This window comes from Kitasatospora sp. NPDC036755, assembly GCF_040636595.1.
Classification (GTDB): domain Bacteria; phylum Actinomycetota; class Actinomycetes; order Streptomycetales; family Streptomycetaceae; genus Kitasatospora.
On sequence record NZ_JBEZUT010000041.1, the window covers coordinates 24271 to 37620 of the forward strand.

A 13350-nucleotide genomic window follows, 5' to 3' on the forward strand; every position below is an offset into this window, starting at 1 on the left:
TGCGGGCTCCCAAACGATATCGCTCTCCGACGTGCCGTACTGGATCTTGGCGGCGCGGCTGAGTTGCTGCGAGCGCCGTCGGCTGCACCTGAGCCCCGTTACAGACGGCTGTCGTCGGCCGCAACGGGGCTCAGGTGTTCTCTCACAGGTGGCAGACGGAACAACCTGCCTCGTCGTCGTCCTCGTCGTGGGCATCGGCGAGGATCTCGAGCAGCGGTCGGTTCGGCCTTATGCGGGTGGCCGCCCTCTCCAGGGCTGCTTGATGCTTGGCTTCGATCTCCTCGCGGCGCTCGATCAGGTCGTGCAGGGATTCGCCCTGGGACCAGGTGTACTGCCGGCCCTGCATCGCAGTGTGCCGGTAGTTGACCTTCTCCTCGTAAGCTATCGCCTTCTCGAAGAGGTCCGGGTGGCGGTCCTTGAGTCCGACCCACTCGTGCTTGCGCTGGAAGAAGCAGAAGTAGCAGCCGGAGCGGGTGCGCCACTCGTAGTACGCCGGCAGGCCGATGCCGGCCTCATCGAGGATCCTGTCTACGCCGGCGCGGTCGATGCCATCTTCGCGGAACGGGAAGACCGCGGTGATGTTCGGCTTGGTGCTGACGTAGCCCAGGCGGTTCTCGTCTGCCCGGATGGCGACATAGGAGATCACCTCGTCGTCGCCGACCCACTCCTCCAGCGGCTTGATCTTCAGGTTCTTGGTGCACCAGCGCATCTGGGGGCTGGGCAGGGTGCCCTGGTAGACCTCAAGCCAGTGGTCGAAGTCTCGGCTGGCGTTCAATCGGACGATCGGCTTGCCGACCGCGGCTTCAAGGCGGTTGAGGTACTCGTACGTCTCGGGCAGCTCGGCGCCGGTGTCACAGAAGAAGTACTCCATGTCGGGTACCCGGTCGCGCATGTGGATGGCGAGGGCTGAGGAGTCCTTGCCCCCGGACAGGCCGAGTACGTGGCGCTTCTTGGTGCCGGAGCTGGTGTCGCTCACAGCTTCTCCTTCGTCTCGGGGGCCGCGTCGGTGCTGGCGGCGGCCAGGCGTTCGGCGAGGGCGGCGAGCAGAATGCGGGCGCCGTCCGGGCCGAGCGCCTCTTCAGCCTGCCTGATGACACTGACAACGAGCTTGTCGGCTGCCTTGCGTGACTGCTTCGGCACGTGGATGAGGGTGCGTTCCTCGGTGCCCTGGGGGGTGGTGAGCGTGAGAAGGCGGGTGTCGATCTGCCTCCGCGAGGCCGGCTTCCGGACGGCCTCCGGCTCGTCGTTTGTCTCGTAGAGGTGGCTGACTCGGTCGAGGGCGCGGGCGACCTCGTTCACCTTGGCCGGGAAGGCATCCGTGTCGCGGTCGGTGAAGTTGACGAGGGCCTTGTTGAGGAGACGGATGGTGATCGGCTCGAGCCAGTCCTCGTCCGGCAGGTTCTCGTCGAGAACGCGCGAGACGAAGCCCTGCAGGCTGAGTTCGAGGGGCGCGTTGGCGAACCCGCGAAGGCGTTCGGCGAGACCGGCGCGGAGTTCGCCGATCTCGGCAGGAAGACGGAATTCCTTTGCGAGGGCCGCGACGAGCTGCTGGCGCAGGGCGGCGCTCGCGCCGGAAAGCTCGTCGAGGGCGGCGACGAGGCTCGCGACGTACGTCTTGGCTGCCTGTTCGTCCTTGGCGGTCTCGGCCAGGACGGGCTCGGATCCCTGAGTGAGGGGCAGGGCGGTGAAGATCAGCTCGTCGGGGTCGGTGGCTTCCTTCAGGACGTCCCGGAGCTTCAGCGCCGGCGCGCTCAGACGCTTGGTAGCCTTGGCGAAGTCGTCAAGGGCCATGTAGCGGCCGAGGATCGTCCGGGTGACGGCCAGGAGCATGGGGTTGCGGGCCGAGCGCGATCGCGGCGCGGTGATGTTGAGGGCCTTAGCGAGTCCTTCGACCACGAGGCGGCGCTGGCCGCGGCCGACGGGTGCGGCCTTGACCATGAAGCGGTCCGGGTTGACGTTGAGCCGCTCGATGATCTCCGGGGTCAGCCGCTGGCAGTAGTTGCCGTCCTCGAACAGTGCGATGTCGTCGCTGCGAAGGATCAGCGCGGTGACCACGAGAACCGGGACGACGCCGGCCTTGACACCGAAGGGCGGTGCCATGAGCTTCTCGTAGATATCGCCCAGAGGGGTCGGCCGGGTGGCCTTGGTCAGCGCTGCCTCGAGGGTGTCCCAGACTTCGGTGACGTTGGCTTCGGCGTTGGTCTCCTTGCTGGGCCTGGAGATTCCGTGGGTGAGGATGGTGTCGGCGTCGACAGCGTTACCGCTCTCCCCCGCGACGCGGTGGAGGCCTAGGTACTCGACAACTCCGTGGTACATCGCACGTTCTGCGGAGTAGTTGTCAGGGTCGAAGCCCAGGAGGTGCACGCCCGATCGCTGGATCATGGCGGTGAGCACCTCGCGACGGGCTCGCGAGCCGTTGCTGGTGAGCTGGTGACGGCCGGCCATCTCGTTGCGGATGCGTGGGGTGTGCGGGTAGACGAGTTCGCATGCCTGGGAGGCGAGGCTGGCGTAGCTGCGCGCTTCGAGAGCTGCGTCGGGCGCTTTGCCGACGTCGGCAGCGGTGTTCCAGAGGTGCCAGGTGGCTTGCGGGCTAAGGGGGTTGAACGCCTCGTCGAGCTGCGCTCCGATGAGCTGGGAGATCTCTGCTGCGCGTTCGGCGATCTCCCGGGATGCGACGTGGTCGATGGTGTCGTCGTCGAGGAGTTCCTCGAGCGCGACGAGGTCGATTCCGGCTTGAAGGACCCGTTCGGGGTTCTCGGTGACGCCGATCAGTACAGGAAGGGGCGAGTTGACGGCAGGCCGGGTGTCGAGGGTGCCGAGGTGGTAGACGATGAGGCCATCTGCGGCGTCCTTGACCACCTCAGGGCCGTCGATCTTCTCGCCTTCGTGGCTGACCGCTGTGACGAAGTAGCGCAGCATTCCGGTCTGCTGGCTGTGCTTGCCGGCCACCACAGCGGCGGGAAGGACAGTGCCGAGGTGCTTGCTGACGTAGTCGACGACATCCGCCGGCTTGATCCGGGTGGCGACTTCGCGGACCCGGGCTTCGATGTCGACGTCGGTGCCCTGCCAGACGCGGTACTCGTTGCTGTAGGCGCGGTGAACCACGAAGCCGTCTTGGACGAGCTTGTCCAGCTTCTTCTGCAGGGCTGCGAAGCGGTCCGGGTCGTTGGCGTCGAGTGGGTCGTTGAGCGCGAACTGGATCATGCCGGGCGTTGCGCGCAGGAGACCGTCTGCGTCGATGAGGTTCAGGATGCCGATGACCTTGAGGACTTCCTGGTCCTCGTTGGGCAGGCCGTGGGCCTCGTTGAGCCGCATGTCGACCTCGAGCCAGCGGCTGGCGTTGGCCGAGGCCAGGATGGTGGTGCGGCCCGATGCGAAGAAGTAGTCGTACAGCTGCGGGAGGCGAACCGTCGAGGCGCGCTCGGGCGTGTCCGAGGACAGCGTCTCCATTGTCCGCCGGACCGTGTGGGGCTCGTCACTGGCGAGGAAGCCGGTGAGGCTGCGGTCATGCTGGCCGATCTGGGAGGCGAGCAACGGGGCCGCGACAGCGGTCAGCGGGTGCAGGGGGTAGAGGCCGGCGAACATCTCGGCCGAGATGTCGACGACGGAATTGAGTGCGTGCCCCTCCCTCCACGCCTTCGCGGCAGCTTCTGCCTGGGCCTCGATAAGTGCGCGGCCCGACTCGGCCACGGCGGACAGGTCGAGGCGTCGGCGCATGAGGTGGACGGCGTCGCCGAGGTTCGGCGCGAAGGTGATGTCCTCGAACCGGCCCTGGATCTTCGCCCATTCCTGGGTCTGGACGGAGCTGGATCGCGCTGCGTAGTCGGTGAACGCCAGGTGCTGGAGCGTGAAGATGAACAGCGGCAGGCCAGAGCGGCCTGCTCCCTTCTCTGCCAGCATCTGGAGCAGGAAGACGTCGCTGTCGGCGTCTCCGGTGTCGCCGGCCGCGGCGAGGTACTCGAGTGTCTTGCCGAACTCGTCGAGGATCAGCAGGACAGGGGCCGCGTCACACAGCACGGTGACGGCATCCAACAGGCTCTGCGCCGTCGGGACCTCCCGTTCGGCGCACGCGGCAAGGGCCTGGGCAACGGCCTTCGGGGGCCGCTTCTTCCACCTGCGCTCGACTGCGGTCTGCAGGGCTCGGTGAATCGATGCGGCAAGCGGTTCACGACGGGCCGTAGCAACAGCACCGAGGAAGCCGTCCGCGGTCATCTCGTCCCGGACGCGGGACAGCCGGGCGGCGTACCCGGGGCTGGTTGCCGCAACGGCCGCTTCTGCCTCGGCACGGCGAGCCTTGTCGTGTCCGAGGAAGGCGTCGAAGAGGTTGGAGAGCGTGGACTTACCGGAGCCGTAGGGGCCGGTGAAAGACCACGCGCGGGTGCGTCCGAGCTCGCCGACTGCGTTGGTGACACGCTCAAGGACATCGAGGGCGCGCGCGCCGACGTAGGGCGAGTTCAGGTGGCGCTCGCGGACGTCACGTTCGAGGTTGGTGGACCGCAGCTCCGATCCGACCAGGGCGATGCCCTTCGGGAGCTGGAAGCTGTCCGTGCTCTGGCGGGAGCGCTGCTTGGTCTTCGTCGTCATGATCAGGAGTTCTCCTCGCCGAACACCAGCTCCTCGGCCTGCTGTGAAGTCTTCTTACGCGGACTGCTCACCGCGGTTTTGGCAAGCCCGGGGTACATCTCGGTCCATTGGTCCGGGCTGGGGAATCCGTCCCGTTCCCGGACGCGGCCGTAGTACTCATCCAAGATGTCCCACGCGAGTGCCTGTGGCGGCTTGCGGTAGGCGAGGCTCCTCTGACCGAGGGCCTCGACCAGCTGGAGGTCAGGGTGGTCATTGATCACAGACTCGATGGCCTTGGTCAACTCAGGCTCCCGCATGCGGAATACGCGGCCCGGTGACCCTTCTTCTGCGGCCAGCCGTGCCAGCGTGATCGAGCCAGCATTCGGGGCGAGCCGAGAGGCGTAGTCCAGGCAGGCGTAGGCGAGCACCGGCGCGGGCAGGTTCGACCGTGATCCGCTGGTGAAGCGCCAGGTCCGCTGCTTGCCCTTGCCCTGCCCCTCCAGCAGTCCGAGCTCCCTGAACGGGGACATGAGCAGGTCCTCGAAGCTTCCCGGAGACAGCGGGTTGAACTCCTGGTCCAGGGCGTACATCTTGACCAGGCAGTCCACGTCACGATTGACCGACTCCGCAGCCCGCCACTTCTCTTCATCGAAGTTCTCATGCACGAAGCGCGTGATGACGCTCGTCATCTCTGCGGTCGTGACTCGGGAGCGGGGCGCCAGGTTGAACATCACGTACCAGCTGGGTGCTTGGCACTTGGAGTCCGGTTCGGCGGAGAGCAGCCACCAGTGCAGCAGCCAGAGGCTGCCGGTGTCCTCGAGATACGGGTCCGCGCCGTGCTCGTCGAGCAACCAGCGTGCGCGCCATGTCGGTGCGGACTGGCGTGCCTTCTTGGACGGGTCGGTATGCGCGTGTTCCTGGGTCAGCTTGAACGCCTTCGACCAGTAGCGCATCGCGTTGACCATGTTCCGGCCGACGCCGAGCAGGACGGGGGCGTCCTCGCGGTAGAAAATGTCGGGGTGGTCCTTGACCTGCGTGTAAGCCTTGTGCATCCAACCGAACCGCGGCGCGAAGGTCTCGTGGCGGTTGAAATTGAGCTCGACGGCCTCAGCGAGCCGGCTGTCTGACATTCGGGGATGCCTCTCGGTGGTCAATCGCAGGAAAGAAGGGCTAAGGGATAACGTCGGTCACTGTTTGGCGGTAGCGGCCATCAGCAATCGGGTTTGCTCGACTGCGGCAGCAGTCGCGTCGATTGCTCGGTCGACGTCCTCCGCGGTGGTGGCGTATCCCAGGGAGAAGCGCACAGTGGAGTCCGCGTCCTCACGGCTGCGGCCCATTGCCAGCAGGACATGGCTCGGGCCCGGCGCTCCCGATGAGCAGGCGCTGCCGTCCGATGCCGCTACGTGTGGCATGGCGGCGAGCACCGCGTCGGCCGGCACTCCCGGAAAGGTGACACTAGTCACACCAGGAAGGCGAGACGCCCTCGCTGCATTGATCTGGCAGCCCGACACACGGGCGGTCAGACCGGCTTCCAGCCTGTCGCGCAGCTCGGACACTCGGGCGGCTTCCGAGGGCAGGTTGCGTCGGGCAGCCTCTGCTGCGGCGCCGAGCGCGGCGATGCCGGCCACGTTGAGGGTTCCGGCTCGCCATCCGCGTTCATGGCCGCCTCCGATCAGGAGGGGGCGGTGCGGAAGGTTGGTGCCGCGGCGGACGAACAGCGCCCCCGCTCCTTGCGGGCCGCCGAACTTGTGAGCAGAGAGCGACAGCAGATCGACGTCCAGCTCCGCAAGGTCCAGGGGCAGCCGCCCGACATACTGCGTCGCATCGGTGTGGACCAGGGCGCCGACTTCGTGGGCGGCCTTGGCGATGGGGCCCAGGTCGGTCAGGACTCCGGTCTCGTTGTTTGCGAGCATGACCGACACCAGGGCAACATTCCGCCTGTCGAGGGCCTCGTGGAGCGCCTCCAGGTCGAGGACGCCATCGCCGTCCACGGAGAGTACGACAAGATCACCGAGCTCCCCTCCAGTGACCGCACGCCCCGCTTCAAGCACGGCAGGGTGTTCAACCGCAGTGGTCACCAGTGCACCGCCGCGGGCCAGCGCGGCCCGCAGGGCAAGGTTGTTCGCCTCGGTTGCCCCCGAGGTGAAGATGATCTCTCCAGGGGAGCAGCTGAGCAGATCGGCAAGTTGGCGGCGCGCGCCGTCGACCCTGGCGGCGGCGCCTCTGCCGAAGTGGTGCATGCTTGAGGCGTTGCCGACGCTCTTGAGCGCGGCCAGCGTTACCTCGAGGGCCTCCGGGCGCAGCGGGGCTGTGGCGTTGTAGTCGAGGTACACGATCTTTGCTTCTGCGGCACGGCCCTCGACCATGTTGCCCCCTCGTTTCGGCGCGTTTCCGACTCTCACTCCTGGCGGCTCCCCTCGGCGGGATGATCCGTTCCACCAGGAGTGCACTGAGATCCTATCCAACCGGAGTGACTGCCGACGCGCGCTCACCCAAACCGCCCGGCCGGACACGGTGCGCTACTCGCCTGCCGGGCGTCGTACCGGCGTTCCGCAATCGAGTCATCGAAATTTCGTGGCATATGTCAGATATGCCCGGTTTTTTGTATGCGATTTTCCGAGAGGAACTCATGCGTGTCAGTCGCTCGGTCTAGGGTGATCACTGGTCGTGGACTACCCATTAGCGGCAGGCCGCGACGGTCAGGGTTGGGCACACCGAGGGGGACGGCTGGAAGCAGAGGTGCCCCCATCCGGGGACACGTGGCGAGGGGGCCGGCAGGAACCGCAGCAGCTGTGAAGTGTTCCAGCGACGCCGGGCCGCAGGCTGCCCGCGTGAGCCGAGGAACCGAAAAGCCGCGATAACGCGCGAAGAGAGCCTGGCTGGCAAACGGAACCGCGAAATGCACGGGAGCTTCATTTGGAAACCCGAGAAATCTTTGACGCCGCCCCCTACACCGTGGCGCAGTACCTCAGCGAAACCGGGCAGGGACTCTATATCCCGCCGTACCAGCGCGCATACAGCTGGGAGTCCAACAAGGTCAAGCGCCTCATCGCCGACGTCGCCCACGGCGTGGAGCAGATCACCAAGTTCCCGGAATCGATCTGCTTCATCGGCTCGGTAATCGCGCTGCGCGACCTTCAGTACAGCACCGTGGACCCGATCCACCGACCGATGGTGCCCGCGAAGGTCATGAGCATCATCGACGGCCAGCAGCGGATGACCACCCTTCTCCTGCTGACCACTGTCCTACACGAAGAAATCAGCCTTCGAGCGAATCGGCTCCCCAAGAACGGAGGTGAGGCCCGAGACTGGTGTTTCAACCAGGCAGTCGATGTGACGGTCCGTCTCACCGACACCTTCGAGGAGGATATGCGCTACGGCGAGGGCAGCTTCCGTTTCTACCCTCGCATGATCCGCTCGTTCCACGACGTGTGGTCCCGCAATAAGGGCGAAGCGCGGTACGAATCCCCGATCGGGTACTACCTGCACCAGTACGGGCAGTTCCGCCGCAACGAGCCGATCTCCCAGGACTACAAGCACGTTCCCTTCGTCGAGGGCGAAGCCGAAGACGCCAACGCCCAGGCTCACAGGCATCTCGAGCTCACGCGCGTCCTCATCCGTCGCACGCTGCGCCAAGCCGTCTCGCTGTCGCGGCAGGCTCGGGAGGACGAGGCCGAGATCCCCTCCGCTCAGGCCATGGTGGACTCCAAGGTCCTCCAGGAGGGCCTGTTCAACAGCCCGTTCCCCGACTACGTGATCGACGCCGCACGGGAAGACGACCGCCTGGGGGCGCTTCTGCGGCTGATCGTCTTCGCCAACTACCTGCTCAACCGCGTGACCGTGGCGGTCGTGACGTCCAAGCACGAGGACTACGGCTTCGACATGTTCGAAGCGCTGAACACCACTGGGCAGCCGCTCACCGCGATCGAGACGTTCAAGCCCAAGGCCATTAAGAACGAGCCGCTCAAGGAGTGGCACGACTCGGAGTCGTACAACCACTTCGACACCATCGAGAAGTACCTCGATGCACAGGGTGCGTCATCCGCTGACAAGCGGCAGACCGCAACGGACAACATCCTCATCCCGTTCGCTCTGCTCAATGACGGAACCCGGCTCAGCAAGCGCCTCAGCGAGCAGCGTCACTACCTGCGCACCTCGTTCGACAAGGAGGCCGGCCAGTCCGAGCGGCGGGTCTTCCTGCAGGCTCTGGCCCAGGTCACCAAGTTCGTCTCCGGTCCGTGGGCTCAGCCGGACAAGTTGCCGGACTGCACGGATGACGCGCTGCAAAAGCAGGCTGCATTGTGTGCCCAGGTGCTTAGCGAGGCCAAGCACGAGATCGTGGTCGCGCCGCTCACCCGGTACTACGCCTCGCACCGGCTGGCGCAGGACAACATCGACGAGCGGGCCCGTCAGTTCCTAACCGCCGTCCGAGCCTGCGGCGCCTTCTACGGCCTCTGGCGAGGTGCTTTCGGCAGCACCAATGGAATCGACAACAAGTACCGCAAGCTCATGGGTCTCCCGGCATCCGCCGAAGGTGCGCCGCGGTTCATGCGGTTCGGCCGGCAGCTCACCGAGGTTCCCCCTATCGAGGAGATGTTGGCCTACTTCCGCCAACAGCTCCAGGAGGAGGGGCTCGGCGAGAAGGACCGATGGGTGGCACGCGCGGCCGAGACACCTGTCTACTCGAGCTCGCGGCAGCTCACCAAGCTCCTGCTCCTCGCGGCCTCCAACGACTCGACTCCCGACAGGGAGCGGCCCGGCCTGGTCACGATCGGCAGGCAGGGAGTCCTGAGCACCCTCAACCTGGAGCGCTGGCATGACGAGGCGTTCTCCACGATCGAGCATGTGGCCCCGAAGGGGTCCGGCGCGAGCGGGTGGGAGGGAAGGCTCTATGACGAGTCGACCACCGTCCACGTGCTCGGGAACCTGACGCTGCTTCCCAGGGTCGAGAACTCCTCCGCCCATCAGCGCTCGTGGCCGATCAAGCGGCTGATGTTCCGGGCGCTCTCCGCGACGACTGTCGAGGAGGCGGAAAGGACGCTCGCGCAGGCGGCCCACGAGGGTATCGAGATCGGCGAAGGAGCGGAGGCCATCATCCGCCGAGCGCGCTATCTGCCGCTGGTCGCAGCCCTCGCGGAGCGCGAGGAGGACTGGACCGTGGAGTTCGTGCGCGAGCGCTCCCAGCGGCTGTGCGGCATGGCCTGGGACTCGCTCGCCCCCTGGATCGGGCTCTGAGTCGGGGATGCTGCTTGGGCTGCCGATAACTCTCAACCGGGGTCGATAGCCACCACAGTCACCTGCCCTTGGGATTCCGGGACTTCCCGATTCCCAAGGGCAGAGGGGTAGCCGGACCGTGGGCGCGAGCGCCCCTGCGGGTCGGACAGGTGGGTACCTGTCCGACCCGCAGGGGCGTCTGTTCTACAGGCGCTCGGGGGTTCCGATGCCGAGGAGGTCCATGCCCTGGCGGAGGGTCTGGCCGGTGAGCTGACACAGCAGCAGTCGGGTCTCCATGACCTCGCGGCTGGGGGCCTTGAGGACGGGGCAGTGCTCGTAGAACGTGGTGTACGCCGCCGCGAGGCTGTGCAGGTAGGCGCAGAGGCGGTGGGGTTCGAAGGTCTCGGCGACCAGGTCGATGGTGGTGCCGAACTCGTCGAGGAGGAGGCCGAGAGCGCGTTCGGCCGGCTCCAGGGCCAGGTCCTGGTGGGCGGTCGGGGTGACGCCGTCGGGGGCCTTGCGCAGGATGGACTGGATGCGGGCGTAGGCGTACTGGAGGTAGGTGCCGGTGTCGCCATTGAGGGAGACCATGCGGTCGGCGTCGAAGATGTAGTCGCGGGTGCGGGAGGTCGAGAGGTCGGCGTACTTGACCGCGCCGATGCCGACCTGCTTGGCACGGTCTTCGAGTTCCTCGGTGGCGAGCTGGGGGCTCTTCTCGGCGACGACGGTCCGGGCCCGGTCGACGGCTTCGTCGAGGAGGTCCATGAGGCGGACGGTCTCGCCGGAGCGGGTCTTGAAGGGCTTGCCGTCCTTGCCGAGGACGGTGCCGAAGCCGAGGTGGAGGGCGCGGACGTTGTCGGGGAGCCAGCCGGCGCGGCGGGCGGTCTCGAAGACCATCTGGAAGTGCAGGGCCTGGCGGCTGTCGACGATGTAGAGGAGCTGGTTGGCGCCGAGCATGCCGACGCGGTCGCGGATGGCGGCGAGGTCGGTGGTGGCGTAGCCGTAGCCGCCGTCGCTCTTCTGGACGATGAGCGGGGTCGGTTCGCCGTTGGGGCCCTTGATGTCGTCGAAGAAGACGCACAGGGCTCCGTCTGAGCGGACGGCGACGCCGGAGGCTTCGAGGTCGGCGCACACGTCGGCGAGCATCGGGTTGTAGTAGCTCTCGCCGACGGTGTCGGCGTCCTCGAGGAGGACGCCTAGGCGGGCGTAGACGGCTTCGAAGTAGACCTTCGACTCGTCGACCATGCCCTGCCAGGATGCGACGGTCTCGGCGTGGCCGGCCTGCAGCTCGACGACGCGCCGGCGGGCCCGGTCGGCGAAGTCGGCGTCGCTGTCGAAGTTGGCGCGCGACGCCTTGTAGAGGCGGTTGAGCCAGGACATCGACGGACCGGAGTCGTCCGACTCGGTGCCTTCGTCGAGCTCGGCGGGGTGCTCGATGAGGTACTGGATGAGCATGCCGAACTGGGTGCCCCAGTCCCCGAGGTGGTTGCGCCGGATGACCTTCTCGCCGGTGAACTCGAGGGAGCGCACGAGCGCGTCCCCGATGATCGTGGAGCGCAGGTGGCCGACGTGCATCTCCTTGGCGATGTTCGGCTGGCTGTAGTCGATCACCGTGACGCCGGCCTCGGCGTTGCTGCCGACACCGAGTCGGGCGTCGGCCGCACGGGCGGCCAGGCGCTCGAGGATGGTGGCGTCGGTGACGGTGACGTTGATGAAGCCAGGCCCGGAGACCTCCAGGTTCGCGATCACCTGGTCAGGGCCGAGGTTCTCGAGCACGCGCGCGGCCACCTCGCGGGGGTTGGCCCGCAGTGGCTTGGCCAGGCTCATGATGCCGTTGGCCTGGAAGTCGGCGCGGTCGCTTCGTCGCAGCTGGGGGTCGCTGTCCGCGGCGTCGGGGAACGCAGTGGAGATCGCCTGTGCGAAGCGCTCGCGCAGCGCGTCGGCGACAGAGAGGACCGTAGGCATAGATCGAAGGAGCACTTCTGTGAGAGGGCGGATCCGCGGACGGGCCACGGGAGTCGCACAGCACCACCCCGTCGAGCGGTCGGCGCCGTCTGCCGAGTATCCCATGCCCCACACAGCCGGCGGCCTGATTAAGGGCGCCGCAGAGCGAACCCGGTCCGCTCAAGGACCTTGGGTGTAGATCATCCTGAGTGATCATCAGCCATCCCCACGAGTTCCTCCACCTCGCGAGGAAGCAGGCACTCCGCATCCCCTTGAGTCGAATCCGCAAATTCGATCGAACACAGCGTGATGGAACGGCTACGGTGGCAAGCCTGCCGTACGGCACTCGGGAGAGAGTGGGGTGAGCAGGCTGCCTGGGGATGCGGATGGTTCGCTGGGCATCGCTGCGGCGATCCGGGCGGTGTTCGCCGGCGACGACGCAGGGCATGAGCTCGACGATCCGGAACTCGGTGACATCACCGGTGCCGTGCGGCAGCTGCGCCATGACGGCCGAGACCTTGTGGCCAAGCGTCGGTCGTGGGCGGCGGCGCACGCGGAGCGCGCCCTCGCTGCGGAGGCGGCGCGTCGCCTGGGTGCGCTCGCGGTGAGCGAGTTCGGGCGCATCGAGGTGTGCGTGCCCGACCTGGTGCCGCTGGACGACCGTAAGGCGGCTCTGGTGTCGCCCTACCTCGGGATCCCGCTCTCCGCCTCAACGGACGGCCTGGCCGGCTTGTCAACGGAGGAGATCGAGCATCTCCTCCTGGCGGTGCTGGGACGCGGTATGGAGGCGTCCGGGTGCATTCCGCGTAGCATGTTCCGGAAGAGCGGCCGGACGGTCCTGATCGACTGGGAGGACGCTCTGCTCGTCCCGGCGGGCACCGCCGCCCCCGGTGCGCTGACCGTGATGAAGTGGGACATCGCGTGGTCCGACCTGCTCGGACGCGATCTGGGACTCAGAAGGCGCCTTACGGCGGGGAGCGGCGAGGAGCCGCCGCTGGATGGGTTCGAGTCCATACTCGCCGCCTGGCTGCCGGCCGGGCTGACCGTGCGGGAGGTGCGTCGCCGGGGCATCGAGTTGACGCTCGCGAGTGAACTGCCCGCCTCGGGGCCGAATTCCGCGAGTGCCGCCCGACTGGGTCATCTCGCCGAGGACGTTCTGCCGCCCGGTCTCGGTGTCTTCCACACGGTGCTGACCTCACGGCTGCGAGCAGACCAGGGTGAGGACGCCTATGCGGATCTCCTTCACCGGCTGGATGCCCTCACCAACTGCGGCCATGGTCTGGAGCGGTTCCGCCGGTCATGGGTTCTCGCCCTGTTCTCCACGGCCGAGCGCCCGTTGGCCGCTGCTGGGCGTCGGCGGGTGAGATGCGGCATGTGAGCGTGCCGAGGCCGCCGAGGAAGCCACCGCCCGCATTGCCCGGACTGTTCAAGCCGTCCTGGGACTGGAGGGGTTGGAGCTCATCTTGCGCGGCTCGTGCGCGCAGGGAGTCCTCGGACGTGGCAGCGACGTCGACTTCGAACTGAGCTCACCCGACCACCCCACCGGGCATCGGGCGCTTGAGGACCTCGTGATCGAAGCACTCACCTGCCTAGGTCTCGCTGCCGAGGGCTCCGCCGCCCGGCCGGCCG

At 67.0% G+C, this 13350-nt stretch carries 8 protein-coding genes; 3 read left to right on the forward strand and 5 right to left on the reverse strand.

The genetic code is table 11. The features are described from left to right. Window positions 1-142: 142 nt before the first annotated feature. Genes AB0E96_RS09295 through AB0E96_RS09310 form a run of 4 tightly spaced genes read right to left on the reverse strand, consistent with a single transcriptional unit; the run spans window position 143 to window position 6929 of the window. The gene (locus tag AB0E96_RS09295; protein ID WP_359820504.1) at window positions 143-976 is read right to left on the reverse strand and encodes a phosphoadenosine phosphosulfate reductase family protein; all 834 of its coding nucleotides are present in this window, start codon (window positions 974-976) and stop codon (window positions 143-145) included. Continuing rightward, a complete protein-coding gene (locus AB0E96_RS09300; protein ID WP_359820506.1) occupies window positions 973-4584 on the reverse strand; it encodes an ATP-binding protein in 3612 nt (1203 codons plus the stop codon). Before AB0E96_RS09300 ends, AB0E96_RS09295 begins: the two co-directional genes overlap by 4 nt. Before the next feature lie 2 nt (window positions 4585-4586). Continuing rightward, window positions 4587-5693: a DUF4007 family protein gene (locus AB0E96_RS09305; RefSeq protein WP_359820509.1), complete on the reverse strand. Its 1107-nt coding sequence runs from the start codon at window positions 5691-5693 to the stop codon at window positions 4587-4589. 57 nt (window positions 5694-5750) lie between these two features. Then, on the reverse strand, window positions 5751-6929 hold the full coding sequence (locus tag AB0E96_RS09310) for a cysteine desulfurase family protein (RefSeq protein WP_359820512.1): 1179 nt from the start codon (window positions 6927-6929) through the stop codon (window positions 5751-5753). A gap of 550 nt (window positions 6930-7479) precedes the next feature. Here AB0E96_RS09310 and AB0E96_RS09315 point away from each other — a divergent pair. Beyond that, window positions 7480-9798: a DUF262 domain-containing protein gene (locus AB0E96_RS09315; RefSeq protein WP_359820514.1), complete on the forward strand. Its 2319-nt coding sequence runs from the start codon at window positions 7480-7482 to the stop codon at window positions 9796-9798. A gap of 183 nt (window positions 9799-9981) precedes the next feature. Here AB0E96_RS09315 and argS read toward each other — a convergent pair whose 3' ends face one another. Then, a complete protein-coding gene (gene argS, locus AB0E96_RS09320) occupies window positions 9982-11742 on the reverse strand; it encodes an arginine--tRNA ligase (protein ID WP_359820517.1) in 1761 nt (586 codons plus the stop codon). A 340-nt stretch (window positions 11743-12082) separates the two neighbouring features. Here argS and AB0E96_RS09325 point away from each other — a divergent pair, with 340 nt between their 5' ends. Further along, window positions 12083-13099 carry a hypothetical protein gene (locus AB0E96_RS09325; RefSeq protein ID WP_359820519.1) on the forward strand — a complete coding sequence of 339 codons (1017 nt, stop codon included), beginning with the start codon at window positions 12083-12085 and terminating at the stop codon, window positions 13097-13099. 73 nt (window positions 13100-13172) lie between these two features. Further along, window positions 13173-13350: hypothetical protein (locus AB0E96_RS09330; RefSeq protein ID WP_359820525.1), on the forward strand; the 178-nt coding region annotated here is incomplete at its 3' end.

What these genes read in the sequence shown, in the direction of transcription:
- AB0E96_RS09300 (WP_359820506.1), bottom strand. Translation starts at nt 4,584, where the DNA reads ATGACGACGAAGACCAAGCAGCGCTCCCGCCAGAGCACGGACAGCTTC.
- AB0E96_RS09305 (WP_359820509.1), bottom strand. Translation starts at nt 5,693, where the DNA reads ATGTCAGACAGCCGGCTCGCTGAGGCCGTCGAGCTCAATTTCAACCGC.
- AB0E96_RS09310 (WP_359820512.1), bottom strand. Translation starts at nt 6,929, where the DNA reads ATGGTCGAGGGCCGTGCCGCAGAAGCAAAGATCGTGTACCTCGACTAC.
- argS (WP_359820517.1), bottom strand. Translation starts at nt 11,742, where the DNA reads ATGCCTACGGTCCTCTCTGTCGCCGACGCGCTGCGCGAGCGCTTCGCA.